The sequence below is a fragment of the Streptomyces sp. NPDC050625 genome, assembly GCF_040654755.1.
Taxonomy (GTDB): domain Bacteria; phylum Actinomycetota; class Actinomycetes; order Streptomycetales; family Streptomycetaceae; genus Streptomyces.
On sequence record NZ_JBFAIQ010000026.1, the window covers coordinates 52,833 to 76,443 of the forward strand.

Genomic DNA, 23,611 nt, shown 5'->3' on the forward strand with positions numbered 1-23,611 from the left:
TGGGTTCAGGCCATTTCCGGTGGAACGAGTGGGGTAAGGGTGGAGGCACGTTACTCCACGGGACTCGGGCAGTGGCGGAGAACCGCTCATTCGGCGGGAATGTCGCACCTACCGCCGCAGCGCTTCCAGTACGGGCTGGAGCGACCCGATGACGTGCTCCGCTCCGGCATCCACCAGGAGCTTCGCCTTGCGCTCGTTGCGCGCGTAGCCCAGGAACGAAACCCCGGCCTCCTGGGCGGCGGTGAGGTCCGAGGGGGAGTCGCCGATCATCAGGGCCGCGGCGGGGTCGGCGCCCGTGGCCCTCAGTGCGCGGTTGAGGGAGTGCGGGTGCGGCTTGAGACGGTGCAGTTCCGCGGTCCGGCCGTAGATGTGCGGGGCGAAGCAGCCGAGCAGGCCACGGCTCCCGAGGTAGGTGCGGACGGTGCGCGGGGAGTTGTTGGTCGCCACGGCCAGCCGGACACCGACGGCCGACCAGGTACGGATCAACGGGTCCGCGTAGGGGGTGGGCATCGCGGACGGAACGGCGCGCAGTTCCTCCTGGGTGAGACGTTCCTCCAGCTCGATCACCAGGTCGCTGCGCGGATGCAGCCGGTCCACGGCGCGCAGGACCACATGGGGGTCCGGGGCCGCCCGTTCGTCGTCCGTGAGCAGCCGGCGCATGCCGCGTCCTTCGAGCCACTCCACCAGTTCGCGGGCCACGCGGTGCGCCGAGTGACCGGCGAACAGCCGGCAGATCGGCCCGTCGAAGTCCCACAGGACCACCCGTGCGCGCGCCACGAGCTCCCGAAGCCCCGCCGTCTCGATCTCCGCCTCGGTCTCCGTTCCCGCCACCATCGGTGCAGTCTGCTGCGTATCAGAAGTCACTAGGAGAGTGTCAGGTCCGTCGAGATGGTTTCCCAGAGGGCGTCGAACCACTTCTGGGATTGCTCCACGAACGCCTCGTCCCGCGCGCCTCTGCGCTTCTCGAAGGAGAAGAGCAGGGACTTGGAGCCCAGCACGTCGTACATGTCGAGGGTTCCGCCGTCCGTCGACTCCGCGCGACGGGTCACCATGTAGTACGCGAAGAGCGCTTCCGCGCCGTTGAGCAGGTAGAGCTTCGCCGGCGGGGTGAACGGCAGCGCGCGGAAGGTGACGTGCACGTCGATGTCGTGCGTGGAGCGCAGGGCCTGGAGGTTGTACTGGAGGACCTGGCCCTGGGCGTTGCGCATCGCCAGCCAGCGCTGGTGGACGGGGTCGTCGTCGCCGCGGCCCTCGACGGGCACCGGAAAGGCCAGATTGATGTCCCGGGACGGCAGCAGGATGCGCACGTCGATCGTCTCCGGGCGGATGCGGCCCTCGTGGATCTGACGCAGGGGTTCGCCGAGTGCCGGGATCAGGCTCTCGGCCGTGAGGCAGACGGCGTCGACCCGGACCTGCGAGGACGAGAAGGCCTCCGCCAGACGGGGTCCGAGGCCGACCATCGTGGGCTGGGGCTCGTCCAGGGCGGGTGCCGGCTCCGCGATCCGCGGCGGGCTGCCCTTGCTGACGTTGCTGAGGAGGCCGTCCGCCTGGAGCGACCGCAGGGCCTGGCGTACGGCGCCGCGCTCCACGCCGAACTCCTCGGCGAGCTCGGCCTGGGTGGGCAGGCGGTCCCCCGCCTTGAGTTCGCCGACGCGGATGCGCTCCCGCAGGGTGTCGGCGATCTCCTCGGGAGTGAGCCTTCTGCTGCCGTTCACTGCCACGTTCTCCTGAGTCACGACCAAACGTTACAACTCTGATCCATCTAAGGGGAGTTGTCCGAAAGTTGTTTATGAGTAGCCACCAAGTGGGGACAACTTAGTCAGAGTTGGTTGCCAACTTGGTTGAGTTGGCGGAAGTTTTGCTTCCCTTGTCTCCGCACACCGGCAGCCCGAAGGGGGAATCATCGTGCCTGCCCTCGCTCTCATCTCCGCCGTCTTCGTCGTCGGCTTCGAGCAGCTCGTCCAGTGGAAGTACGGTGCCACCGGCATTGTCGGCCTGCTGCTGTTCAGTATCGGCATCAAGGCCAAGAGCCCCGCCGTCAGCTCCGCCGGGGCCGTGCTCCTCGCGATCCTGCTCGCGGGGCCCGCCCTATGAGGTCAGCACGAGTTCCGTGCTGATCGTCTCCCACAGTGCGTTGAACCACAGGTGGGACTGCTCCACGAACGTCGTGTCCCGCAGACCGGCACCCTGTTCGAAGGCGAACAGCATCGACCGGGTGCCCTCCGCGTCGTACATCTCCAGGTGCTCGTGCTCGATCTCCCGTTCGCGCCGGGTCAGCGTGTAGTAGGCGAACAGCGCCTCCGTGCCGTTGAGCAGATACAGCTTCACCGGCGGCGTGAACGGCAGCGCGCGGAAGGAGACGTGCACATCCATGCCGTGCGTCGCGCGCAGCGCCAGCAGGTTGTGCTTCAGGACCTGGCCCTGGGCGTTGCGCTGGGCCAGCCAGCGCCGGTGCAGCAGGCCCGCGACCGAGACGTCGTCCACCGGCGCCGGGAAGGCGAGGTCGATGTCGCGGCTCGGCAGCAGGACCCGGACGTCGACCTTGGCCGGTTTCAGTCGCCCGGCGTGGATCTGGCGCAGCGGTTCGCCGATCGCCAGCGTGAGCGAGACGGAGGTCAGGCACAGGGCGTCGATCTCGACGTGCGGGGCGGCGAAGGCGGCGGCCGTACGGGAGGCCAGGGCCACCATCGTGGGCTGCGGAGGCGCCCCGGGGCCGGCCGTGAGCGGGGACAGGCCCGGATCCGGGGCCACCGTGGCCGGGCTGCCCTTCGTCACGCCGGTGAGCAGGTGCTCCGACTGCAGGATGCGCAGCGCGAGGCGTACGGCGCCGCGCTCCACGCCGAACTCGTCGGCCAGCTTGGCCTGAGTGGGCATGCGCTGACCAGGCTGCAGCAGGCCGGACCTGATCCGGGTGCGCAACTCGTCGGCCACCTCGCGATGTGACTTCTGTGGCCGCTGTGACCTCTTCCGCCCATTGACGGAGGCGTGTTCCGGGTCCACGGACAAACCCTACAACTTCTCGCCATCTTTCGGCAGTTCAAGCAGAGGTGGTTATGAGTCGCGTCCAAGTGGAGATAAGTACAGTTGAGTTGGTCACCAACTTAAGCAACATGGTCAAACTTCCTGGTGGTTGGCCGACCGGGCTCCCTTCCGGAGGGGAGCCGGGAGCCCGGAAGACCGAACCGGCCGGTGACGAACCACAGCGGCACCACAGGCACAGCCACAACTGAACGCACAGCCACAACTCAACACCGACAACCGAACACCGAAAACTTCACATCGACAGCACAGCCACAACTCAACAGCTCGCTACGGATGAGATGAGTTCAGCACCGCCATCGGGAGGAAGGGGGCGTCAGAAGAGGTCCGGGCACCACGGTCGCCTGGGCGTGTGCAGCAGGGCGTCGGCCAGCCGGGCGGCGCCCTCTCGTACTTCCCGGACCCGGCCCAGCGCCAGCAGCCGCGCCACCGACTCGTCGCCGAGCCACAGCGTGGCCAGGTCGGCGACGTCCAGCACGAGTTCGGGCTCCTCGGTGGCCGGCGCGCAGGACGCGCCCGTGGGCGACGCCGTCAGCCGGTAGCGGCCGCCGGCCAGGCCCTGGCGGTCCACTACCTCCAGCACCAGCGTGCCCGTCGCCCCGTACGTCCGCGCCTCCAGGGCCCGTACGACGTCCAGGATCCGTACCCACAGCCAGTCGCCCTGCGTGGTGACCTCGGCCGCGCGCGGGTCGGGCAGGAAGAAGGGGAGCAGGTCGTCGGGGGCCCGCCAGCCGCTCTTGACCCGGGTGATCCAGTCGATCGAGCAGAGGTAGTGCCACAGGGCGCGCTCGGCGGCCGGGGTCGTCGCGAGCAGCCAGTTCACCTCGGCCGTGTTCTTCGGCAGCTTGCCGACCCAGTTGTCGTCCGACTTGTACGACACCAGTCCCTCGACCTCGCCGGACGGGGAGCGGTAGGCGGCGTGGAAGGGCTCGGTCCACTCGCCCCCGAAGCGCACGGCGCCCGTCTGCACCCGCCACCACAGCTCGTCTCGGCTGACGGCGCCGGGCTGGGTGCGGCGTATGCGCTCATGGAGTTCCGGACCGGTCTTGCGCACCTCCTCGCCGCCGACGAGGTCGATACGGCCGCCGCCCTCCGGGCCCGACCAGCGGGGGTCCAGACCGGCGCGGGACACGTCCACGGTCCACTCGGTCATCCAGGTGGCGGGGCCGAAGCCGTAGCGGCCGTAGATCGGGTACTCGGCGGCGATGAGGGTGGCGACCACGTCCCCGCGGTCCTTCGCGGCGGCCAGGTCCCGGCCCATCATGCGGGTGAGCAGGCCCCGGCGGCGGTGGGTGGGGCTGACGGTGACGTTGGAGATGGCGTCGGCGGGGACGGCCGCACCGCCCACGGCCGTGAGTTCCTGGGCGAAGGAACGGAACGTCGCGACACACCGGTCGCCGTCGAAGGCGCCGAGGAGACGGCCGGGGACGAACTGGTGCCGGCGGGCCTCCAGTTGCTCCTGCGTCAGGGTCGGCTCCCGCAGGAACCCGGTGTTCAGCGCGCGGTGCCAGTCGGCGAAATCGGCTTCGGTGACGGGACGGACGTCGATGTCTTCGGCGGGGCGGCTCATGGGGTCACGGTAGGTCTACGGCGGCCGGGGTGTCGCGGGGATTTCACCCGCCCGCCCACCACTCCGCGCCACCGGTCCGCACCACTGCCGCGCCCCTCACATCAGCAGGTCGTCCACCTGCGCCTCTCCGTCCCGGTACCGCCGTGCGATCTCCGCGCTGCAGTCGTCGGTCGTGCGCTGGAGGTGCTGGCGGCGGCGGGAGACCTGCTGCTCGTAGCGGACGAGCCGGCCCATCGCGGCGTTCAGTTCCAGGTCGGTGCGGGCCTGCAGATCGGAGAGCTCGACCTCGGCGAGCATCTCGGCGGCCAGCTGCCGGTACTCCTCGTTGTGCGGCGTGCCCAGGGTCACGTGGCGGGCCGAGGAGCGGTGGCGGGCCGGGGCGTCGGTGAGGATCTCCGGGAGCCGGGCCACCACGGAGGCGTCCTCGGGGGCCACCAGCGAGGCCGCTCCGCGGCGGGACAGTTCCGCGCGCAGGATGTCGATGCGCCCCTGCAGCAGCCGCCGCACATAGCTGAGATCCGCCTCGTCCCGCTGGGCGTCCCGGCGCAGGGTGCGCAGTTCCGGCAGGCTCAGCAGGGTCAGGCCGTGCGACTGGGGGTGTCCCGCGCTCGACGGACTCGGGGAGGACTCCGCGGGCAGCGACGTGCTGTCGCTGCGCTGCGCGGGCGGCCGGTGCGTGTCCGGGTCGCCCGCGTGGGCGGCCGCGACCGCCCCGGGCGGCTGCCCGGTGCTCGGTGTGCTCATCTGCCTCAACCGTCCCCTCGACCGGCGTACGGGAGCATCGTGCCACCCCGAGTGGCCGCTATGTGACCGAGTGCCCCCGAACGGCCCCAGATGTGGGGTTAAGGATCAGAAATCGACCCCCCGTGAACGCGGATGCGGCACCCGGCATGATGGTCGGCATGCGTGCAGTGGTGCAGAGGGTGGACGGCGCGAGCGTCGTCGTGGACGGCGAGACGGTCGGGGCGATCGAGGGCGAGGGGCTGTGCGTCCTGGTCGGGGTGACCCACGAGGACACCAAGGAGAAGGCGGCCCAGCTCGCCCGCAAGCTCTGGTCGATCCGCATGCTGCACGAGGAGAAGTCGTGCAGCGACATCAACGCGCCGTTGCTCGTGATCAGCCAGTTCACCCTGTACGGAGACGCCCGCAAGGGCCGCCGCCCCACCTGGAACGCGGCCGCCCCCGGCGATGTCGCCGAACCGCTGGTCGACGAGGTGGTCGCGCAGCTGCGCTCGCTGGGCGCGACGGTGGCGACGGGCCGGTTCGGCGCGCGGATGCGGGTCTCGCTGACGAACGACGGCCCGTTCACCGTCCTGATCGAGGTCTAGGCCGGTCCGGTCAGGCCGGTCCGACGCGCCGCTACGGCTCGACGACCGTCTCCTGGGCGGCCGCCGTGTTCCCCGCCACCAGCGGGGCGTCCACCGGTACGTTCCGCTTCACCAGGGCCAGGGCGATCGGGCCCAGCTCGTGGTGGCGTACGGACGTGGTGATGAAGCCGATCCTGCGGCCGTCGGGGCCCTCGTCGGCGCGCCGCAGCTCGGTGCCGTGCACCGGCAGATGGACGTCGCTGCCGTCCAGGTGGAGGAAGACCAGCCGGCGCGGGGGCTTGCCCAGGTTCTGGACGCGGGCGACCGTCTCCTGGCCGCGGTAGCAGCCCTTCTGCAGATGGACCGCGACGCCGATCCAGCCCAGCTCGTGCGGGATCGTGCGGTGGTCGGTCTCGAAGCCGACACGCGGGCGGTGGTGCTCCACGCGCAGCGCCTCGTAGGCGAGGATCCCGGCCGCCGGGCCCGCCTTCTCGGCGTACGACTCCAGGTCCGCGCGGGGCAGGAAGAGGTCACGGCCGTACGCCGTCTCGCGTACGACGACGCCCTCGGGGACCTCGGCGATCGAACCGGCCGGCAGATGGACGAGCGCGAAGTCGTCGGTCCGGTCGGCCACTTCGACCCGGTAGAAGAACTTCATCGACTCCAGGTACGCGATCAGCTCGTGCTGGGTGCCGGGCTCCACATGGGCCCAGACCGTCGTGCCGTCGTCCACCAGGTACAGCGCGTGCTCGATGTGGCCGTGCGCCGACAGGATCAGCGCCTCGGTGGCCTCGCCCACAGGGAGCTCGCTGACGTGCTGGGTGAGCAGGAGGTGCAGCCAGCTCAGCCGGTCCTCGCCGGTGACGGTGACGACACCGCGGTGGGAGAGGTCGACGAAACCGGTGCCGTCGGCGAGGGCACGCTGCTCACGGAACAGGTCGCCGTAGTGGGCGGCGACGCCTTCGTCCACGCCCTCGGCGGGGACGGCGCCGGGCAGGGACAGCAGGGGGCTCTTCATATCCGTAAGCCTACGACTTGGTAATTGAACGCTTGAGCGTGCAGTCCTTGCAGCGACCGAAGATCGCGAAGTGCTTCATGTCCGTGTCGAAACCGAAGGTCTCACGGAGCTTGGCCCTGAAGTCGGCCGCCACGTCGACATCGGCCTCGATGACGTTCTGGCAGTCCCGGCAGACCAGGTGGATGTGGTGGTGGCGGTCCGCGAGGTGATAGGTCGGGGCGCCGTGGCCGAGGTGGGCGTGCGAGACGAGACCCAGCTCCTCCAGCAGCTCCAGCGTGCGGTACACCGTGGAAATGTTGACCCCCGACGCCGTCTTCCTCACTTCCACGAGGATGTCGTCGGGGGTCGCGTGCTCAAGGGTGTCCACGGCTTCGAGCACGAGTTGCCGCTGCGGCGTCAGCCGGTAGCCGCGCTGCCTGAGGTCGCTCTTCCAGTCGGTGCTCACCACACCAGAGAGTCTAGGACTACTTGAAGAAAGCGATCCCGTCGTCCGGCATGTCGTCGGGCAGGGCCTTGGCCCAGCGCTCGACGTCCTCCGGGGTGACGACCTTCTTCAGATGGGCCGACATGTAGGGGCGCAGCTCGACCTCGGGGGTCTGCTTCTCGCCGACCCACATGAGGTCGCTCTTGACGTAGCCGTACAGCCGCTTGCCGCCGCTGTAGGGGCTGGAGGCGGCCGTGCGGGCAACGGCGTCGGTGACCAGGTCGATCTGCGGCTTCTTGTGGGCCATCTCGCCGCACCAGATCTCGATGACGCCGTCGTCGCGGGTCATCGTGACCTCGACCTTGCGGTCGGCGTCGATCCGCCAGAAGCCGTGCTCGGACTCCAGCGGACGGACCTTGTTCCCGTCGTTGTCCAGCACCCAGGTGTGGGAGTGGTACTCCAGGAAGTCCCGCCCGTCGTGGGTGAAGGTGACCTCCTGCCCGAAGTTGCACTTCTCCGAGCCCGGGAAGTCGTGCACGCCCGCGCCGGCCCAGTTGCCCAGCAGGAAGGCGAGCGGGACCAGGTCCTTGTGGAGGTCGGACGGAATCTCGATCATGAGCGGCGGTTCCTAGCCAGTTTCCGGACGGGGGTCAGCGCTGGCCCTGGTACAGCTTCTTCACGGTCAGCCCGGCGAAGGCGAGGACGCCGACACAGACCAGGACCAACAGGGTTTCGAAGAAGATCTCCACGGGTGCTCCTTGAGCGAGGGTGGGCATGCACAGGGCCGTGCCCCAGCTTACGCGGCCGGGGCCCGGCCCTCCGTGCGAGGTACGCCCTCACGGCCGTGCGGGGTCAGTCCAGCAGCTGGCTCTGCAGGGTCACGGTCTGCTGGAAGGGGACGGTGGGGGCGGTGCCTTTGCGGGACTGGACGATCAGGGCGACGACGTCACCGGCCGAGAGGTACGCCTGCCGGACCTGCTCGGCGCCGTACGGCTTGCTCTCCGTGTACACGAAGTTCGCGACGTCGTCGACGGTCGCGCTCTGGGGGAAGTCCTCGTCCCGCTCGGACGTGGCGGCACCGCGCACCGGGAACGTCGGGGAGCTGTACTTCGTCAGCTCCATGCTGACCACCTCGTCCGCAACGGCCGCGGTGTTGAACTGCAGCAGGTAGATCCGGGTGCGGGTGCCGTCCGGCATGGTCCAGCCGCGGGCGGCGATGTGCCGCAGGCCGTAGTCGGTCAGCAGCTGCGCGACCGCGTCCCGGTCCGTCTTCGCGGAGTACTGCGCCAGGAACGTCTTCGTCACCAGCCAGCCGTCCGTCCCGCGCAGCGCCGCGTCGGCCTTGGCGCCCCCGGGCGCGGGCAGGAGCAGTTTGCGCAGGTCCGCGTAGTGGGCGCCAGCCTTGTTGACGTCGGCGAACGGTGCGGGGCTGCCAGCCGGCAGCGGTGGCCTGACGATCGCCGGGTAGTCCCAGCGGCCGTCCGACTCGGTCCGAAGGCCCGGTACGTCGGTGCGCTCCATGCGGGTGATGCCGTACGCGGTGCCCGCCCCGGCCACCGCGAAGACGGCGACGGCCGCGGTCCAGCGCAGGACTGCGCGCAGGGCGCGGCGGTCTTTCTTGGGTGCGGGTGCCTCCGGCGGGGGCGGCGGGAGAAGGGGCGGCAGGTCCCCGGGGGCGGCCGACGCTCCGGGGCCCGCCGACACCCCAGCGTCCGCTGCTGGCGGCAGGGACGCGACCGGCTCCGTCTGCACGGCGTCCGCGGCCTGCACGGGCTCCGCGGTCCGCGCGGGGTGTCCGATCGGCTCGACCGGTTCCGACTGCTCCATCGGTTCCGTCTGCTCGGTCATACCGCCTCCCCCGGCTCCGCGATGCGGTCGAGCTGCTCGCGCAGCAGCCCGACGATCTTCTTGGTGTGCAGTGGCTCGGCCCCGTACGCGGTGGCGGTGACCAGGACGTCGCCCCGGTAGGCGGAGCAGAGCATCATGTCGAGCTTCTCCTTGTCCTCCGCGGGCGGCAGGAAGCACTTGGCGTTCTTGTGGCCCGGGATCTCCGGCCCCTTGCGGAAGATCTTGAGGGCTGCCAGGAACCCGCTCTGGAACGTGGACATGTTCCGCACCGCTGCCTTGTCCTGGATCTGGACCAGCTCGACGCTCACGGTGAAGGTGCCGTCCTTGTAGAGCGAGGAGTCGATGGCACCGGCCGCATCAGCGCTGATGTAGCTGCGCATCGCCATGCCCTTGGTGTGCTGCTTGTCGATCCGCTTCTCCAGCTCGCGCCGCTGGGAGCGGGGTAGGCCGCGGATCGACTCCTTGCGCAGGGCGGCGGCCTCGGGTCCGCTGAGCGCGGCGTCGGAGCCGAACTCGGCGATGTCCGGGCCCCGGCGCCAGCCGTCGGTGCCGAACGGCACGAGCATGGCGGCGAGCGAAGAGGCCCCCTTCGCGCCCTTGTCCCCGGCTCCCTCTTTCGCCTTCGCGGGCTTCGGGAACTTCCACGTGGGCGTGCCCGGATCACGGTCGGCGTTCTGGACGGTGACGACCGTGTAGCCCGCGCCACCGACGACGGCGACGGCGAGCAGGACGGAGGCGGCGACGGCGGCGATACGGCCACGTCGTACGGGCTTCTTCGCGGCTGCGGCCGCCTCCGGCTCCGGCTGCCCGCTCGCGACCGCTTCTTCTTCTCTGAGTTCCTCGGTCACAGCCGCTCCATCTGCCGCTTCGCCAGGTCCATGATCCTTGACTTGGAGATCGGCTTCGTGTCGTAGATCCAGATCTCCATGGCGATGTCACCCCGCCAGGCGTGCGCCTGTGCCTTGTACAGGGGGAGATAGCCGGGCTTCCGCTCCGGCTCGATGTCGAGGTAGACCATGCCGTCGCCGGTGCCCGGGATGGACCAGCTGTGGGTGCCGTCGACATCCCATCCATTGGCCCCGTCCTCGGCGTCGAGGTCCTCTTCCTGGTGGTACTGCACGAGCCGGATTTCGACGAGCTGGTTGCCGTGCTCGGTCCAGGCGGTGCCGACCGCCCGCCGGAACTCCGACGTCGCCAGCGAGACGAACTCCTCGTCGGAGTTCTCGAGCTGCGACGCGTACTCGGCCATGTTCAGCCAGCCGTCCTCGCCGGGCCCGAAGGGGGGCTTCTTCGCCCCTTTCGGCCGCGCGATGAGCAGCTTGCGCAGGTCGCCGTCCGTCTTGACCTTGCGGTCCTGGGCGGCGGACAGCGGCTCGGGCCCCTCACCCCTCGCCTGCGCGAGCACCGGCTGCGAGAGCGGGGGCAGGGCGGTGGGCTTCCGGTCGGCCTGGATCAGATAGCCGGCGCAGGTCCCGGCGACGAGGCCGAGCACGGCGGCGGTGGCGAGCAGCAGGGCCGTACGCCCGCGGCGGCGCGGCGCACTGGACGCTTCGGGCGCTTCGGTTCTATCGGGTACTTCCAAGACGTCCCCCACAGGGCGTGAAGCGCGGATTCCGTATCCGCGCCCCACAGCAGACTCATGGGTGACGTCCGGGGTTGTGCAGGAGTTCGGTTACAACTTGATGTACTCCACAAACACCGCCCAGGCCGTCCCGGCGAAGACGAGGGGGTACGGGCGGTGTCCTTACTGTCCCGGACGGGGACGACGGGGAGGTTGTGGGCGACCTCGACGCACTCGCCGCCGTCCTGGTTGCTGTAGCCCCGAGCTGAAGTCGCTCAACTGCCGCCGATTCCTGGACAAGTTCGCCGGAATAGCCGGTCTCGACCCACGCCACGGCCTGTCCGCTCGCGCCCCGCAGGAACATCGTGTCGGTGGCGATACGTCATGAGCTGGAGATGCTCCAGCTGCATGTGCCACTCCTCGGGGTCCCGGAGCGGGCGCCGTCTTGAGCACCGTGCTCGCGTGCCTATTAATCTTCGCCGTATGTCGAAGAAGCTCGTGATCAAGGTGACCGCCGGGGCCGACGCACCCGAACGCTGCTCGCAGGCCTTCACGGTCGCCTCGGTGGCCGTGGCCAGTGGGGTCGTCGTCTCCCTGTGGCTGACCGGTGAGTCCTCGTGGTTCGCGCTGCCGGGGCGGGCCGCCGAGTTCGAACTGCCGCACGCGGCCCCGCTGCCCGATCTGCTCGACGCGATCCTGGCGGGCGGGACCGTCACCCTGTGCACGCAGTGCGCGGCCCGCCGGGAGATCACGGAGAAGGACGTCATCAAGGGCGTACGGATCGCGGGCGCCCAGGTCTTCGTGCAGGAGGCACTCGGGGACGAGACGCAGGCGCTCGTCTACTGAGACGCTGGGGGTGAGGGCTCAGTGGCGCTTCTTTCCGTCCAGCTCGTCCCACCACTCGTCGGACTGCGGGTCGCCCGACGGATCGTCCCACCAGCGGTCCTCGGGCCCGCGGCGGTTGGCGACGATCGCGGCGAGCGGCGGGATGACCATGGCCACCACGCACATGCCCACCGCCGCCGGAATCGACCAGAGGCGCACGACGGCCCACGCCAGGACGAAGAGCCCTACGCAGGTCCCCATCATGGCGAAATACACGTGCCGCCGCCGTGCGTACATACGTCAAGGGTAGGTCGGAGACGGCCTCCCGGCACGACCGTCGCGGGCCCGGACGTGCCGGAGGGCCGCACCCCGGGCGTCCAACCCGGTGGGGTGCGGCCCTCAGCCGTACGGGGTCCTCGTCAGACCGCGATCGCGACCTCCGCCAGGCCGCCCTGCTGGGCGACGACCGTGCGGTCGGCGGTGCCGCCGGGCACGAGGGCGCGCACGGTCCAGGTGCCCTCGGCCGCGTAGAAGCGGAACTGTCCGGTGGCGGAGGTCGGGACCTCCGCGGTGAACTCACCGGTCGAGTCGAGGAGGCGGACGTAGCCCACCACCGGCTCGCCGTCGCGGGTCACCTGCCCCTGGATCGTGGTCTCACCGGGCTTGATCGTCGAGGGGTCCGGGCCGCCGGCCTTCGCTCCACACATGTCTTTCTCCTGAAGAGGTCTTGAGAGGTCGGTCGGGGTCGACTACTTGCCGGCGCCGAGCTCGATCGGCACGCCGACGAGGGAGCCGTACTCGGTCCAGGAGCCGTCGTAGTTCTTGACGTTCTGGACGCCGAGCAGCTCGTGCAGCACGAACCAGGTCAGCGCGGAGCGCTCACCGATGCGGCAGTAGGCGATGGTGTCCTTGGCCAGGTCGACGTTCTCGTCGACGTAGAGCTCCTTGAGCTCGTCGTCCGACTTGAAGGTGCCGTCGTCGTTGGCGTTCTTCGACCACGGGATGTTGCGGGCGGTCGGGACGTGACCCGGACGCTGCGACTGCTCCTGCGGCAGGTGCGCCGGGGCGAGCAGCTTGCCGGAGAACTCGTCGGGCGAGCGGACGTCGACCAGGTTCTGCGCGCCGATCGCGGCGACCACGTCGTCGCGGAAGGCGCGGATCGAGGTGTCCTGCGCCTTGGCCTTGTAGTCGGTCGTGGCGCGCTCGGGCAGCTCGGAGCCGTCGACCAGCTCGCGGGCGTCCAGCTCCCACTTCTTGCGGCCGCCGTCGAGGAGCTTGACGTTCTCGTGGCCGTACAGCTTGAAGTACCAGTAGGCGTAGGACGCGAACCAGTTGTTGTTGCCGCCGTAGAGGATCACGAGGGTGTCGTTGGCGATGCCCTTCTTCGACAGGAGCTTCTCGAAGCCCTCCTGGTCGATGAAGTCACGCCGGACCGGGTCCTGCAGGTCCTTGGTCCAGTCGATGCGGATCGCGTTCTTGATGTGGTTCTTCTCGTAGGCGGACGTGTCCTCGTCCACCTCGACGATGGCGACATTCGGGTCGTCCAGGTGGTCCTGGACCCAGTCGGCGTCGACGAGGACGTCGCTGCGGCTCATGCTCTTTCTCCTCCGGGGCAGTTGCGGCGGGGCGTGCAAGTGAGAGGGGTGCGCGCACTCCGGGGCGGAGCGACGCACGGGTGCCCTGAGCTGGGCGGCTGGGAATGCGGAGGGCCGAGTGGCCGCACCCGCTTCAGAAGGGGCGACAGAGCATGGCGGCAACGCGGCACAGGTCTACTGCCCGCCGCTTCGTGAGATCCGCCTGTCGCTTCATGGGCTCGATCGTAGGGACGGACAGCCGGGCGTGTCACCGGTGTGTCGTATCTTGAGACGCGATCGTCCACGATGTGGGAACAGATGGGCGCCCGGGCCATGATTGCACGGCCTCCGGGCGCCTGTATCGGTCGTCACATCTGCGGAACGGACGCCGCCGTCTCGCCTTTCGGACGGGGAACCCGACGGAAGTCCGGGACGGTGTTCGTCCTACCCGGCCAGCCTGACGTTCGAACCCTTCACCGTGATCTCCACGCCGTCCTTCGCCGCCTGAACCTTGTCCAGCTTGATGCCGCCGGGCAGCTGGTCGATCTTCACCTCGGAGACGTCGATCGCCTGGTTGCCGAACCTGGGCAGCCCATCGGCATGCACCTTCACCGTGTCGCCCTGGACCGTGACCGTGCCGAGCACCGGGAGCGGCACGCCCGCGACCACGACCGTGGCCCGGACCTTGCCGTTGCCGCCGTAGGAGAGGCCGGTCACCTTGCCGGTGGCGCCCAGGGGCAGGTCGACCGGGTCGTTCTTGACCGCGTTCAGCAACTGGTCGTAGGCGATCGTCGCGGTGCCGGAGGCGTCGGCCGCCGTGGCGGAGCTGTAGTCGCCGGAGAAGTCGACGCCCTTCATATGGGCCTTCAGGTCGTCGATACGGATCTTCTCGGCGCCGTTGCCCGTGGCCGCCTCGTAGTCCTTGATGCCGACCTCGACGTCGTCCAGGGAGCCGCCCGCGACCTGGGTGAGGAACGGGAAGCCCTTGATGGACACGTCCGGGGTGTCGGCGAGGCTCTCCGTCGCCTTCAGCTTGTCCGCGGCCTCCCCCTCGGCGAAGTGCACGGCGACCCGGTCCGCGATCACGAAGAGGCCGCCGAGGATCACGACGACGATCAGGAATATTCGCAGCGCTCGCATGGGTGTCGTTCCCCCGGGTCGACGGACTTCAACGGTCCTCAACGCTAACGCTGCGGGGCTCGGGCACCGGGAAATTGTCGATCACCTGTGACGTGGGATCGACGTGGGATCAGGTCAGGGCCCGGCCCAGTACCCACACCACCGGGGCCGCCGCCGACAGCGGGAGGGCCACGCCCGCGGTGAAGTGGACGAAGCGGGAGGGGTAGTCGTAGCTCGCGACACGGTGGCCGACCAGGGCACAGGCCGCCGCGGCCGCTCCCAGCAGCGCGCCCTTCGCGCCCATGCCCGTCGTCCCGCCCACCGCGATGCCCGCGCCCGCCGCCGCGAGGACGGAGACCGCCACGGAGGCGGGAGTGGGCAGCGGGAGAGCCCGGGCCAGGACGGCCACCGCCACCGCGGCGGCGCCCACCGAGGCCGCGTGCGCGTCGGCTCCCAGAAAACCGGTGGAGATGATCGCCAGCGCCGACGAGGCGACCGTCGCCATCAGGCCGTACATCCGCTCGTCCGGCGAGGCGTGCGAGCGGAGCTGGAGGACGAGGGAGAGCAGGACCCACACGCCGAGCGGGCCGAGGATCGCGGCCGGCGCCTGGTCGCGGCCCGCCGCCAGCACCGCCACGTCCGCCGTCAGCGCCCCCGCGAAGGCCAGGGCGATGCCCTGGCGCGCCGGCCACATGCCGTTCAGCCGGAACCAGCCCGCGGCCGTGACCGCCTGGAGCAGCACCAGCGGCACGACCAGCGCGTACGAGCCGACGGCCGCCGTGACGGCGAGGAGCAGCCCGAGCAGCGCCGTGAGGGCGGCGGGCTGCATACCGGGCTCGATGACCGGGGAGCGGCCCTCCATACGGGCGCGCTGGGCGTCCGTGACGCGGGAGTTGCCGGCGAGGGTGGCGGGACCGTAGGCGGGATCCGCCTCGGCCTGGCCGGCGGTGGGCTCCGGCCGGACGGGAGCGGCGGGAGCGGAAGGCGTGGCGGGAGCCGCGGGAGCGGCGGGCGGCTGCTCGTAGCTCTGCGGCGGCAGGTACGACGTCTCCGCGGCGGACACCTGCGGCTGGAGCGGCTGCTGAACCGGCTGCTGGACCGGCGCGTGCGTCTGCGTCTCCCAGGTCTGGCCCTGCCACTGCTGCGTGTACTGCTGCTGGTCGTACCCCGACTGGTCGTAACCGGCCTGGCCATAGCTCGGCTGACCGTATCCGGCCTGGTCATGTCCCGTCTGGCCGTGACCGGCCTGGTCGTACCCGTTCTGCTCGGGCCACGCCTGCGGAGCCGCCGCCTGCGGCGCCTGCTGCTGATACGGGTCGTGCCCCCCGTAGCCCTGATACCCCTGGTACCCCTGATATCCCTGCTGCCCGTGCTGCCCCTCGTAGGGCCCGCCCTCATACGGCTGATCGGTCATCGCTCACCCTCCTGCGAACGGCGGGAGCACCTCGACCGTGCCGCCCTCGGCCAGCCGTACCGTCTCATGTCCGCGGGTGCCCACGGGGTCACCGTCGATGAGGAACGAGCATCGCAGCAGCACGCGCGCCAGCTCGCCGGGGTGTCGCTCACGCGCCGCGTCCAGCGCCTCGGCGAGGGTAGCCGCGTCGTACGGCTCCTCGGCGACCCCGGCCGCGGCCTTCGCGGCGGCCCAATAGCGCACCGTGACCTTTGCCATCTCGTCCCTCAAGTCCTTCGGCGGATCGGCAGCGGATCGGCATCCGCGCATCAACACCGTCAGGCTAGCCCGCCCGGGCGGCCGCCCAGTCCCCGATCCGGGTCAGCAGGGCGTCGGCCGCCGCGTGCTCGGCGTGGCCCATCCCCGGCTCCACCCAGAGTTCGCCGTGGTCACCGGCGGCCGCGGCCAGCATCCGGGGGTGGTCCAGGGGGAAGTAGCCGTCGCGGTCGCCGTGCACGATCAGCAGCGGGGTGGGGGCGATCCTCGGCACCGCCTGCACCGGGGACAGCGGAACAGGGTGCCTCCCCCAAGCTCTTCGAGCAGGGGGGACCCCCACGCGGTGATGGATGCGGGTGCGCAGCCCGTAGCGGCCGACCAGGCGGCCCTCGGGGCGCGTCACCAGCCAGTGCAGCCGGCGCATGGGGGCCGTACCCCGGTAGTACCAGCGGGCCGGCGAGCTGACCGAGACCACCGCGTCCACGCCCCGGTGCAGCGCCGCGTGCCGCAGCACCACCGAGCCGCCCATCGAGAAGCCGACGGTGACCACGCGCGCGTGGCCCAGCTCCCGCGCCCACCGCACCGCGGCCGCCAGGTCCAGCACCTCCCGGTCGCCCACCGTCGAGCGCCCTCCGGAGGCTCCGTGGCCCCGGAAGGAGAAGGTGACGACGGCACCGTGGCGCGCGAGCGCGGCCGCCACGCGGCGTACGTGCGGGCGGTCGACATCGCCCGTGAAGCCGTGCGCCACGACGAACACCAGGTCACGCGAGGGTGGCGCGGAGGCGTCGTATACGACCGCACCCGGGTTGTATACGGAATCGACCGGAATCCCGTCGGCCGTGTGCAGAAACGTCCGCATAGGGGCACATCCAACCGTCTCGGGATTCGGACGATCGGTGGAACGTGCCGTATGACCTGCCGGACCGTTGCTCATGTGGGCTATTCTGCTGGGCATGAGGACTCGGGCAGCGTAGCCCCCGGGTCCTTTTGTGCTTTCGGAAGCGTTGTATACGACGCGGGGAACCGCGGGTGTACGGGGCCCCGGGACCGCAGAGCAGTACCGCAAACGTCCTCGCAGGGACCGAGGAGGAACAAGACGTATGAGTTCTCTGCTACTCCTGACCAACGCCCTCCAGCCGTCGACGGAGGTGCTTCCGGCCCTCGGCCTGCTCCTGCACAACGTGCGGGTCGCCCCGGCGGAAGGACCCGCGCTCGTCGACACACCGGGCGCCGACGTCATCCTGATCGACGGCCGCCGTGACCTCCCCCAGGTGCGCAGCCTGTGCCAGCTGCTGCGCTCCACGGGCCCCGGCTGCCCCCTCGTCCTCGTCGTGACGGAGGGCGGTCTCGCCGCCGTGACCGCCGACTGGGGCATCGACGACGTGCTGCTCGACACCGCGGGTCCGGCGGAGGTCGAGGCGCGGCTGCGGCTGGCCATGGGCCGGCAGCAGATCGTCAACGACGACTCCCCCATGGAGATCCGCAACGGCGACCTGTCCGTGGACGAGGCGACCTACTCCGCCAAGCTCAAGGGCCGGGTCCTCGACCTCACCTTCAAGGAGTTCGAGCTCCTGAAGTACCTCGCCCAGCACCCGGGCCGGGTCTTCACGCGCGCGCAGCTGCTGCAGGAGGTCTGGGGCTACGACTACTTCGGCGGCACCCGGACCGTGGACGTCCACGTACGACGGCTGCGCGCCAAGCTGGGCCCGGAGCACGAGTCGCTGATCGGAACCGTCCGGAACGTCGGTTATCGATTCGTTACTCCTGAGAAGGGCGACCGCTCCTCGGACGAGGCGAAGGCCAAGGCGGACCGGTCAAAGCCCGAGAATGCGGACTCATCGGCCGTCCTGGGTGCCACAGAGGTCCCGGCCGACGCCTAGCCGGCGCTCGGGCAAGGCATTGCTTCCGCACAGGGAAGCTTCGATACGCCCTGCCCAGAGCGGGTCCATCCGCGTAGACTCCGCGCGTGGCCAAGGTGACTCGGGATGATGTGGCGCGGCTGGCGGGAACTTCCACCGCCGTGGTCAGCTATGTCATCAACAACGGACCCCGGCCGGTCGCCCCGGCCACGCGCGAGCGTGTCCTCGCCGCGATCAAGGAACTGGGGTACCGGCCCGACCGGGTCGCCCAGGCCATGGCCTCACGGCGCACCGATCTCATAGGCCTGATCATCCCCGACGCCCGCCAGCCCTTCTTCGGGGAGATGGCGCACGCGGTCGAGCAGGCCGCCTCCGAGCGCGGAAAGATGGTGCTCGTCGGCAACACCGACTACGTCGGCGAGCGCGAGGTCCACTATCTGCGCGCCTTCCTCGGTATGCGCGTCTCGGGTCTGATCCTGGTCAGCCACGCGCTCAACGACCTCGCCGCCGCGGAGATCGAGGCCTGGGACGCCCGGGTGGTCCTGCTGCACGAGCGGCCCGAGGCCATCGACGACGTCGCCGTCGTCACGGACGACCTCGGGGGCGCCCACCTCGCCGTACGCCACCTGCTGGAGCACGGCTACGAGTACGTCGCCTGTGTGGGCGGCACCGCGGAGACCCCGGCCGTCGGCGACCCGGTCTCCGACCACGTCGAGGGCTGGCGGCGCGCGATGGACGAGGCGGGGATCCCGACCGAGGGCCGGCTCTTCGAGGCGCCGTACAACCGCTACGACGCGTATCAGATCGCCCTGGAGCTCCTCTCCGGCCCCGACCGCCCTCCCGCGGTCTTCTGCTCGACCGACGACCAGGCGATCGGCCTGCTGCGGGCGGCGCGCGAGCTGCGCATCGACGTCCCCGGGGAGCTGGCCGTGGCCGGCTTCGACGACATCAAGGAAGCGGCGCTGGCCGACCCGCCCCTGACGACGATCGCCTCGGACCGGTCCGCGATGGCCCGGGCCGCCGTGGACCTCGTGCTCGACGACGGTCTGCGGGTGGCGGGGTCCCGGCGGGAGCGGCTGAAGACCTTCCCGTCACGGCTGGTGGTCCGCGGTTCCTGCGGCTGTGGCTGACGCGGGCGTGGGCGGTGTGCCTCAGCCGTCCATGAAGGATCTCTGAGAGCCCTCGCCGAGCTGCGAGAAGCTTCTTTATATCGGGCAAACGAGGTTCTGCCGGGCTTCTCAGGGAGCACTCAGGAAGCTCTCATGGTCGCGGGCAAAGCTCTATCCATGACCGAGAGCTTCCGCCGCAGCGGCGAGTACGAGAACCCCCAGGGTGACGCCCATCAGGGCGCGTACCCCCAGCAGCAGCACGCCTCCGCCCCCGTGAACCCCGAGTGGCCGCCCCCGCCGGCGTACCAGCCCGTGCAGCCGGCCGCCGTCGACGGTCACGGTGGCGACACCGCTCTCCTGTCCTCCGTCCCGGCGGGCGTCGCCCCCGTCGCCGCCGAGCCGAGGAAGAAGCGCTCACGGGGCACGCTGGCGCTGCTCGCCGCGGTGGCGATCGTCGCGGCGGCCGTGGGCGGCGGCACGGCGTACGCCTTCCAGGAGCTGACCGGCAAGGACACCGTCGCCTCCAGCGGCACCAGCGCCAATGTGGTGCCGGCCGGCAAGAAGGGCGACGTCGCCGCCATCGCCTCCGCGGTCAGCCCGAGCGTGGTGGAGGTCGTCGCGACCCTCAGCAACGGCTCGTCCACCGGCGCCGGCGTGATCATCACCTCCGGTGGCGAGGTCGTCACCAACAACCACGTCGTCTCCGGCGCCTCGTCGATCAAGGTGCGGACCAGCGACGGCAAGCAGTACACGGCCGAGGTCGTCGGCACGGACAGCTCCAAGGACCTCGCCCTCATCAAGCTGAAGGACGCCTCCGGTCTGAACCCCGCGACCCTCGGCAACTCCGACGGGGTCCAGGTCGGCGACACGGTCGTGGCGATCGGCTCCCCCGAGGGCCTGACCGGCACCGTCACCAGCGGCATCGTCTCCGCGCTCAACCGGGACGTGACCGTCTCGACCGGCGAGAACCAGGGCCAGGGCCAGGGCGGCGACGGCCAGTGGCCGTTCGAGTTCGGCGGCCGGGAGTTCAACGGCGACACGGGCTCGGCCACCACGACCTACAAGGCCATCCAGACCGACGCGTCCCTCAACCCCGGCAACTCGGGCGGCGCGCTGATCGACGGCGCCGGCAACATCATCGGCATCAACTCCGCGATGTACTCGTCCGGTTCGAGTTCCTCGTCCTCGGACGCGGGCAGCGTCGGCCTCGGCTTCGCGATCCCGATCAACACCGTCAAGTCCGACCTGGCCAAGCTGCGGGCCGGCTCCACCAGCTGACAGGCCCCCGCGCGGGCAGTAGGGAGTACGTCATGATCAAGCAGGTTTTGCACCCCGTGGCCGTTTCCCACGACCCGGCCGGTATCGCCCTGGCCCTCCAGGTGGCGTACGAGCTGCACGCCCCGGCCGCGGCGACCCGGCCCCCGGAGGTCGCGGCCCCCCAGATGATGGGCCTGCGGCTGCCCGCGGCCCGCCCGCACCGCCACAAGGTTCCGCTGAAGCGGCTGACCACGATGCGCGGCTGATCATCCCTCGCCCACGGTCGCGCGTGCCCCACGGCCCCGAAACATGCGACGCTGAGAGACGCCCCACCGACGACCCACCCACGACCACCCCATTCGCACCCACCGCACTCCACCCCACCCCGAGGAACCGCGAGCGATGAGTCCCGCCGATGGCGACCGTGACCCCCAGCGCATCCTGATCGTCGATGACGAGCCGGCCGTGCGCGAAGCACTCCAGCGCAGCCTTGCCTTCGAGGGGTACGACACCGAGGTCGCGGTCGACGGTGCGGACGCCCTGGAGAAGGCGACCGTGTACAAGCCCGACCTGGTGGTCCTGGACATCCAGATGCCCCGGATGGACGGCCTGACGGCGGCCCGCCGCATCCGCGGCGCGGGCGAGACGACACCGATCCTGATGCTGACGGCCCGCGACACGGTAGGCGACCGGGTCACCGGGCTCGACGCGGGCGCCGACGACTACCTGGTCAAGCCGTTCGAGCTGGACGAGCTGTTCGCCCGTATCCGCGCGCTGCTGCGACGCAGCTCGTACGCGGCGGCCGTGGTGGGCGCGGCCCAGGAGGACGAGGCGCTCACCTTCGCCGACCTGCGCATGGACCTCGCGACGCGTGAGGTCACGCGGGGCGGGCGCCAGGTGGAACTGACCCGCACGGAGTTCACCCTGCTGGAGATGTTCATGGCACACCCGCGCCAGGTCCTCACCCGTGAGCAGATCCTGAAGGCGGTGTGGGGCTTCGACTTCGAGCCGTCCTCGAACTCCCTGGACGTCTACGTGATGTACCTGCGCCGCAAGACCGAGGCGAGCGGCGAGCCGCGACTGGTGCACACGGTGCGGGGCGTGGGGTACGTGCTGCGACAGGGTGCGGCGGAGTGAACATGCTCGCGCGCCGGTTCCGGGCGCTGCCGATCAGGGCACGGCTGTCCATGCTGGTGGCGGCGGCGGTGGCGTTCGCGGTGGCGGCGGTGGCGGTCACCTGCTGGTTCATCGTGCAGGGGAAGCTGTACGACCAGCTCAACAACGACCTGCGGAAGGCCCAGTTCACGCGGGGGCCCGTCGAACAGCAACAGGTCAACCAGTTCGCGGACGCGCTCAACAACTGCACGCAGACCCCGCAGAACATATTCAACGGCGGCTACCGGAACACCTACTCCCAGGTGGTCCAGCCGGACGGGACGCCCTGTCTCTTCCTGACCTCGGTGGGCAGGATCAAGGTCACCCAGGCCGACAAGGACGTGATCAAGAACGCGAGCAGCCATCAGGGGATCTTCCGCAACGGAACGGACCAGGACGGCAACGCGGTGCGCGTGATGACCGTGCCCTTGACCATCAATGACCCGACCACGGGCACGAGTTCCAGCTACGCCATCATGGCGGCCGTACCCCTCAAGAGCACCGAGTCCACGCTCAACGACCTGGCCCTGATCCTCCTCCTCGTCTCCGGTGTCGGGGTCATCGGCGCAGGAGCCGCCGGTCTGGCCGTCGCCCGGGCGGGTCTGCGGCCCGTCGACAAGCTCACCGAGGCGGTCGAACACGTCGCCCGCACGGAGGACCTGGGCATCCGCATCCCGGTCGAGGAGGACAGCAGCGACGAGATCGCCCGCCTGTCCCGCTCGTTCAACTCGATGACCACGGCCCTGGCCAGCTCCCGCGAGCTTCAGCAACAGCTGATCGCGGACGCGGGCCACGAACTCCGCACCCCCCTGACCTCGCTGCGCACGAACATCGAACTCCTCACCCGGAGCGAGGAGACGGGCCGCCCCCTCCCGCCGGGGGACCGCAAGGCGCTGCTCGCCTCGGTGAAGGCGCAGATGACGGAGCTGGCCTCGCTCATCGGCGACCTTCAGGAGCTGTCCCGCTCGGCGGGCCAGCGCGGCGAGCGCGTCCAGGTGGTCGCCTTCCACGACACGGTGGAGGCGGCCATGGTCCGCGCCCGTCTGCGGGGCCCGGAGCTGACGATCACGGCGGACGTGCAGCCCTGGTACGTACGGGCGGAACCGTCGGCCCTGGAACGTGCCGTGGTCAACGTCCTCGACAACGCGGTGAAGTTCAGCCCCGAGGGCGGCACGATCGACGTGGTCCTTCAGAAGGGTGTGCTCACGGTCCGCGACCACGGCCCCGGCATCGCCGAGGACGAACTCCCCCACGTCTTCGACCGCTTCTGGCGCTCCCCCAGCGCGAGGGCCCTGCCGGGCTCGGGCCTGGGCCTGTCCATCGTCGCCCGCACGATCCAGCAGGCCGGCGGCGAGGTGACCCTGTCCCACGCGAAGGGCGGCGGCACGACGGCAACGGTACGACTGCCGGGGGCGCCTACGGCTCCGCCGGAGGTTCCGTAGGGGGTTCGTACTCCAGCCAGAAAACCTGTTCAACGGTGATCTGCGGGTCTTCTGCGCGCGGCACGAAGGTGTAGGTGAGCCAGCCGTTTCCGTCGTCGAAGTAGCACACACGAGGCCCCTTTGGCTGGCTGGACCGTGCTGGCTCGACCCACATGCCGTCGGGCAGGTGCGTATCGGTTTCGATGCCTCGGAAGTACGGGTCCTTCGCTGTGACCAGTTCGCCACGTGCTACTTGGACGATCTCACGAACGTGGTCTGGCAGTGCGTCAAAGGCAGTGAGGGCATCGAGCCGCCAGTCCATCTGCCAAGGCGGCCCCATGAACTCGTCGGTCACTCGCCGGGCTCCGTCCTCAGAGCCCGGTGACGAATCTTCGACGCCTCTTCGAGGAAGGCCTTGGCCTCGGCGCTGTCGGTGGACTCCGCCGCGCGGAGCTCCAAGTCCTGCAGGTGAGCATCAAGCTTGGGATCACGGGCGATCGCGTACTCGACCCACCAGCGGGCCACGAACGCGTGCAGAGGAGTCACGTTGTATGCGTCGGCGATGGCCCGCTTCCAGTGCTTGTCGAAGTCGGGTAGGAGTTCCGGCGCATGCTGAGCGATGGCCTCGCGCAGCGCCTTCGGCGTCCGCTCGGGCATGGGGGGGACGACCGACTCGGATTCCGCAGCGTGAGCAGCCATGACCGATGTCCTCCTTCGACGCGCTGTGTCTAGGACCATAACCGCCTTGCACCCTTTGCAGCAGTAGTTCGTGACCTGGCCGTCCTCTAGGCCGGAAGATCAACGATGGCGTAAGCGCGGCATCGAAAACGAAACACTCGAAAGTGTCACCCGAAGG

30 protein-coding genes and 1 pseudogene are annotated in these 23,611 nt (G+C 70.1%); 9 read left to right on the plus strand and 22 right to left on the minus strand.

Annotation, left to right across the window (positions count from 1 at the left end; translation table 11 throughout):
* Positions 1–108: 108 nt before the first annotated feature.
* Complete coding sequence (locus AB0I54_RS37370) at positions 109–834, minus strand: HAD family hydrolase (RefSeq protein ID WP_363300731.1); 726 nt, start codon at positions 832–834, stop codon at positions 109–111.
* Between the two features lie 29 nt (positions 835–863).
* Positions 864–1,742 (minus strand): GntR family transcriptional regulator, encoded by an 879-nt coding sequence (locus tag AB0I54_RS37375; protein WP_363300732.1) that lies wholly within the window; start codon positions 1,740–1,742, stop codon positions 864–866.
* Positions 1,743–1,905: 163 nt separating this feature from the next.
* Here AB0I54_RS37375 and AB0I54_RS37380 point away from each other — a divergent pair, with 163 nt between their 5' ends.
* Positions 1,906–2,094: a hypothetical protein gene (locus AB0I54_RS37380; RefSeq protein ID WP_363300733.1), complete on the plus strand. Its 189-nt coding sequence runs from the start codon at positions 1,906–1,908 to the stop codon at positions 2,092–2,094.
* Here the strand turns inward: AB0I54_RS37380 and AB0I54_RS37385 are convergent.
* The 3 genes from AB0I54_RS37385 to AB0I54_RS37395 form a co-directional block, all read right to left on the minus strand.
* Positions 2,089–3,006 (minus strand): GntR family transcriptional regulator, encoded by a 918-nt coding sequence (locus tag AB0I54_RS37385; protein WP_363300734.1) that lies wholly within the window; start codon positions 3,004–3,006, stop codon positions 2,089–2,091. The two genes, AB0I54_RS37380 and AB0I54_RS37385, sit on opposite strands and share 6 nt — an antisense overlap.
* 349 nt (positions 3,007–3,355) lie before the next feature.
* Positions 3,356–4,609 (minus strand): GNAT family N-acetyltransferase, encoded by a 1,254-nt coding sequence (locus AB0I54_RS37390; RefSeq protein ID WP_363300735.1) that lies wholly within the window; start codon positions 4,607–4,609, stop codon positions 3,356–3,358.
* A gap of 96 nt (positions 4,610–4,705) precedes the next feature.
* Positions 4,706–5,353 carry an aerial mycelium formation protein gene (locus AB0I54_RS37395; protein ID WP_363300736.1) on the minus strand — a complete coding sequence of 216 codons (648 nt, stop codon included), beginning with the start codon at positions 5,351–5,353 and terminating at the stop codon, positions 4,706–4,708.
* 158 nt (positions 5,354–5,511) lie between these two features.
* Here AB0I54_RS37395 and dtd point away from each other — a divergent pair, with 158 nt between their 5' ends.
* Positions 5,512–5,937 (plus strand): D-aminoacyl-tRNA deacylase, encoded by a 426-nt coding sequence (dtd, locus tag AB0I54_RS37400; protein WP_363300737.1) that lies wholly within the window; start codon positions 5,512–5,514, stop codon positions 5,935–5,937.
* 31 nt (positions 5,938–5,968) lie between these two features.
* Here dtd and AB0I54_RS37405 read toward each other — a convergent pair whose 3' ends face one another.
* From AB0I54_RS37405 to AB0I54_RS37435, 7 genes and pseudogenes are all read right to left on the minus strand, one after another.
* Entirely contained in the window at positions 5,969–6,934 is a 966-nt protein-coding gene (locus AB0I54_RS37405) for a folate-binding protein (protein WP_363300739.1), read from the minus strand.
* Between the two features lie 10 nt (positions 6,935–6,944).
* Positions 6,945–7,382, minus strand: a complete 438-nt coding sequence (locus AB0I54_RS37410; RefSeq protein ID WP_363300740.1) for a transcriptional repressor — start codon at positions 7,380–7,382, stop codon at positions 6,945–6,947.
* A 16-nt stretch (positions 7,383–7,398) separates the two neighbouring features.
* The gene (locus AB0I54_RS37415; RefSeq protein ID WP_363300741.1) at positions 7,399–7,974 is read right to left on the minus strand and encodes an FABP family protein; all 576 of its coding nucleotides are present in this window, start codon (positions 7,972–7,974) and stop codon (positions 7,399–7,401) included.
* Positions 7,975–8,210: 236 nt separating this feature from the next.
* Positions 8,211–9,206 carry a hypothetical protein gene (locus tag AB0I54_RS37420; protein WP_363300742.1) on the minus strand — a complete coding sequence of 332 codons (996 nt, stop codon included), beginning with the start codon at positions 9,204–9,206 and terminating at the stop codon, positions 8,211–8,213.
* On the minus strand, positions 9,203–10,054 hold the full coding sequence (locus AB0I54_RS37425) for a hypothetical protein (RefSeq protein WP_363300743.1): 852 nt from the start codon (positions 10,052–10,054) through the stop codon (positions 9,203–9,205). The genes AB0I54_RS37420 and AB0I54_RS37425 overlap by 4 nt, the downstream gene beginning before the upstream one ends.
* The gene (locus tag AB0I54_RS37430; RefSeq protein ID WP_363300790.1) at positions 10,051–10,698 is read right to left on the minus strand and encodes a hypothetical protein; all 648 of its coding nucleotides are present in this window, start codon (positions 10,696–10,698) and stop codon (positions 10,051–10,053) included. The genes AB0I54_RS37425 and AB0I54_RS37430 overlap by 4 nt, the downstream gene beginning before the upstream one ends.
* Positions 10,659–10,985 (minus strand): annotated as a pseudogene (locus AB0I54_RS37435) (hypothetical protein); the annotation flags it as partial. The pseudogene AB0I54_RS37435 and the gene AB0I54_RS37430, both read right to left, overlap by 40 nt.
* Positions 10,986–11,250: 265 nt before the next feature.
* Here AB0I54_RS37435 and AB0I54_RS37440 point away from each other — a divergent pair.
* Positions 11,251–11,613 carry a DsrE family protein gene (locus AB0I54_RS37440; protein WP_363300744.1) on the plus strand — a complete coding sequence of 121 codons (363 nt, stop codon included), beginning with the start codon at positions 11,251–11,253 and terminating at the stop codon, positions 11,611–11,613.
* Positions 11,614–11,631: 18 nt separating this feature from the next.
* On the opposite strand, the gene AB0I54_RS37445 is transcribed toward AB0I54_RS37440, so the two are convergent.
* From AB0I54_RS37445 to AB0I54_RS37480, 8 genes are all read right to left on the minus strand, one after another.
* Positions 11,632–11,889, minus strand: coding sequence for a DUF3099 domain-containing protein (locus AB0I54_RS37445; protein WP_363300745.1), 258 nt, complete (start codon positions 11,887–11,889; stop codon positions 11,632–11,634).
* Positions 11,890–12,011: 122 nt separating this feature from the next.
* Positions 12,012–12,299 carry a DUF1416 domain-containing protein gene (locus AB0I54_RS37450; RefSeq protein WP_046732511.1) on the minus strand — a complete coding sequence of 96 codons (288 nt, stop codon included), beginning with the start codon at positions 12,297–12,299 and terminating at the stop codon, positions 12,012–12,014.
* A gap of 42 nt (positions 12,300–12,341) precedes the next feature.
* Positions 12,342–13,187 (minus strand): sulfurtransferase, encoded by an 846-nt coding sequence (locus AB0I54_RS37455; protein WP_363300746.1) that lies wholly within the window; start codon positions 13,185–13,187, stop codon positions 12,342–12,344.
* 133 nt (positions 13,188–13,320) lie between these two features.
* The gene (locus AB0I54_RS37460; RefSeq protein WP_350751515.1) at positions 13,321–13,401 is read right to left on the minus strand and encodes an Ms5788A family Cys-rich leader peptide; all 81 of its coding nucleotides are present in this window, start codon (positions 13,399–13,401) and stop codon (positions 13,321–13,323) included.
* Between the two features lie 209 nt (positions 13,402–13,610).
* A complete protein-coding gene (locus AB0I54_RS37465) occupies positions 13,611–14,306 on the minus strand; it encodes a DUF2993 domain-containing protein (protein ID WP_363300747.1) in 696 nt (231 codons plus the stop codon).
* A 109-nt stretch (positions 14,307–14,415) separates the two neighbouring features.
* On the minus strand, positions 14,416–15,699 hold the full coding sequence (locus AB0I54_RS37470; RefSeq protein ID WP_363300749.1) for a hypothetical protein: 1,284 nt from the start codon (positions 15,697–15,699) through the stop codon (positions 14,416–14,418).
* Between the two features lie 3 nt (positions 15,700–15,702).
* Positions 15,703–15,957 carry a MoaD/ThiS family protein gene (locus AB0I54_RS37475; RefSeq protein ID WP_263210273.1) on the minus strand — a complete coding sequence of 85 codons (255 nt, stop codon included), beginning with the start codon at positions 15,955–15,957 and terminating at the stop codon, positions 15,703–15,705.
* 64 nt (positions 15,958–16,021) lie between these two features.
* Positions 16,022–16,888, minus strand: coding sequence for an alpha/beta fold hydrolase (locus AB0I54_RS37480; protein ID WP_363300750.1), 867 nt, complete (start codon positions 16,886–16,888; stop codon positions 16,022–16,024).
* 166 nt (positions 16,889–17,054) lie between these two features.
* Here AB0I54_RS37480 and AB0I54_RS37485 point away from each other — a divergent pair, with 166 nt between their 5' ends.
* From AB0I54_RS37485 to AB0I54_RS37510, 6 genes are all read left to right on the plus strand, one after another.
* Positions 17,055–17,834 (plus strand): response regulator transcription factor, encoded by a 780-nt coding sequence (locus tag AB0I54_RS37485; protein ID WP_316749867.1) that lies wholly within the window; start codon positions 17,055–17,057, stop codon positions 17,832–17,834.
* Between the two features lie 86 nt (positions 17,835–17,920).
* A complete protein-coding gene (locus AB0I54_RS37490; RefSeq protein ID WP_363300751.1) occupies positions 17,921–18,943 on the plus strand; it encodes a LacI family DNA-binding transcriptional regulator in 1,023 nt (340 codons plus the stop codon).
* A 156-nt stretch (positions 18,944–19,099) separates the two neighbouring features.
* Positions 19,100–20,200 (plus strand): trypsin-like peptidase domain-containing protein, encoded by a 1,101-nt coding sequence (locus tag AB0I54_RS37495; RefSeq protein ID WP_363300752.1) that lies wholly within the window; start codon positions 19,100–19,102, stop codon positions 20,198–20,200.
* 32 nt (positions 20,201–20,232) lie between these two features.
* Positions 20,233–20,445: a hypothetical protein gene (locus AB0I54_RS37500; RefSeq protein ID WP_363300753.1), complete on the plus strand. Its 213-nt coding sequence runs from the start codon at positions 20,233–20,235 to the stop codon at positions 20,443–20,445.
* 136 nt (positions 20,446–20,581) lie between these two features.
* Positions 20,582–21,316, plus strand: coding sequence for a response regulator transcription factor (locus tag AB0I54_RS37505; RefSeq protein WP_363300754.1), 735 nt, complete (start codon positions 20,582–20,584; stop codon positions 21,314–21,316).
* 2 nt (positions 21,317–21,318) lie between these two features.
* A complete protein-coding gene (locus AB0I54_RS37510; RefSeq protein ID WP_363300755.1) occupies positions 21,319–22,776 on the plus strand; it encodes a HAMP domain-containing sensor histidine kinase in 1,458 nt (485 codons plus the stop codon).
* Here AB0I54_RS37510 and AB0I54_RS37515 read toward each other — a convergent pair.
* Positions 22,751–23,110 carry a hypothetical protein gene (locus AB0I54_RS37515; protein ID WP_363300756.1) on the minus strand — a complete coding sequence of 120 codons (360 nt, stop codon included), beginning with the start codon at positions 23,108–23,110 and terminating at the stop codon, positions 22,751–22,753. The genes AB0I54_RS37510 and AB0I54_RS37515 overlap by 26 nt on opposite strands.
* On the minus strand, positions 23,107–23,454 hold the full coding sequence (locus tag AB0I54_RS37520) for a DUF6247 family protein (RefSeq protein ID WP_363300757.1): 348 nt from the start codon (positions 23,452–23,454) through the stop codon (positions 23,107–23,109). Before AB0I54_RS37520 ends, AB0I54_RS37515 begins: the two co-directional genes overlap by 4 nt.
* Between the last annotated feature and the right edge of the window lie 157 nt (positions 23,455–23,611).

What these genes read in the sequence shown, in the direction of transcription:
- AB0I54_RS37370 (WP_363300731.1), bottom strand. Translation starts at nt 834, where the DNA reads ATGGTGGCGGGAACGGAGACCGAGGCGGAGATCGAGACGGCGGGGCTT.
- AB0I54_RS37390 (WP_363300735.1), bottom strand. Translation starts at nt 4,609, where the DNA reads ATGAGCCGCCCCGCCGAAGACATCGACGTCCGTCCCGTCACCGAAGCC.
- AB0I54_RS37395 (WP_363300736.1), bottom strand. Translation starts at nt 5,353, where the DNA reads ATGAGCACACCGAGCACCGGGCAGCCGCCCGGGGCGGTCGCGGCCGCC.
- dtd (WP_363300737.1), top strand. Translation starts at nt 5,512, where the DNA reads ATGCGTGCAGTGGTGCAGAGGGTGGACGGCGCGAGCGTCGTCGTGGAC.
- AB0I54_RS37405 (WP_363300739.1), bottom strand. Translation starts at nt 6,934, where the DNA reads ATGAAGAGCCCCCTGCTGTCCCTGCCCGGCGCCGTCCCCGCCGAGGGC.
- AB0I54_RS37415 (WP_363300741.1), bottom strand. Translation starts at nt 7,974, where the DNA reads ATGATCGAGATTCCGTCCGACCTCCACAAGGACCTGGTCCCGCTCGCC.
- AB0I54_RS37420 (WP_363300742.1), bottom strand. Translation starts at nt 9,206, where the DNA reads ATGACCGAGCAGACGGAACCGATGGAGCAGTCGGAACCGGTCGAGCCG.
- AB0I54_RS37440 (WP_363300744.1), top strand. Translation starts at nt 11,251, where the DNA reads ATGTCGAAGAAGCTCGTGATCAAGGTGACCGCCGGGGCCGACGCACCC.
- AB0I54_RS37445 (WP_363300745.1), bottom strand. Translation starts at nt 11,889, where the DNA reads ATGTACGCACGGCGGCGGCACGTGTATTTCGCCATGATGGGGACCTGC.
- AB0I54_RS37450 (WP_046732511.1), bottom strand. Translation starts at nt 12,299, where the DNA reads ATGTGTGGAGCGAAGGCCGGCGGCCCGGACCCCTCGACGATCAAGCCC.
- AB0I54_RS37455 (WP_363300746.1), bottom strand. Translation starts at nt 13,187, where the DNA reads ATGAGCCGCAGCGACGTCCTCGTCGACGCCGACTGGGTCCAGGACCAC.
- AB0I54_RS37460 (WP_350751515.1), bottom strand. Translation starts at nt 13,401, where the DNA reads ATGAAGCGACAGGCGGATCTCACGAAGCGGCGGGCAGTAGACCTGTGC.
- AB0I54_RS37465 (WP_363300747.1), bottom strand. Translation starts at nt 14,306, where the DNA reads ATGCGAGCGCTGCGAATATTCCTGATCGTCGTCGTGATCCTCGGCGGC.
- AB0I54_RS37470 (WP_363300749.1), bottom strand. Translation starts at nt 15,699, where the DNA reads ATGACCGATCAGCCGTATGAGGGCGGGCCCTACGAGGGGCAGCACGGG.
- AB0I54_RS37475 (WP_263210273.1), bottom strand. Translation starts at nt 15,957, where the DNA reads ATGGCAAAGGTCACGGTGCGCTATTGGGCCGCCGCGAAGGCCGCGGCC.
- AB0I54_RS37480 (WP_363300750.1), bottom strand. Translation starts at nt 16,888, where the DNA reads ATGAGCAACGGTCCGGCAGGTCATACGGCACGTTCCACCGATCGTCCG.
- AB0I54_RS37485 (WP_316749867.1), top strand. Translation starts at nt 17,055, where the DNA reads ATGAGTTCTCTGCTACTCCTGACCAACGCCCTCCAGCCGTCGACGGAG.
- AB0I54_RS37495 (WP_363300752.1), top strand. Translation starts at nt 19,100, where the DNA reads ATGACCGAGAGCTTCCGCCGCAGCGGCGAGTACGAGAACCCCCAGGGT.
- AB0I54_RS37500 (WP_363300753.1), top strand. Translation starts at nt 20,233, where the DNA reads ATGATCAAGCAGGTTTTGCACCCCGTGGCCGTTTCCCACGACCCGGCC.
- AB0I54_RS37505 (WP_363300754.1), top strand. Translation starts at nt 20,582, where the DNA reads ATGAGTCCCGCCGATGGCGACCGTGACCCCCAGCGCATCCTGATCGTC.
- AB0I54_RS37510 (WP_363300755.1), top strand. Translation starts at nt 21,319, where the DNA reads ATGCTCGCGCGCCGGTTCCGGGCGCTGCCGATCAGGGCACGGCTGTCC.
- AB0I54_RS37520 (WP_363300757.1), bottom strand. Translation starts at nt 23,454, where the DNA reads ATGGCTGCTCACGCTGCGGAATCCGAGTCGGTCGTCCCCCCCATGCCC.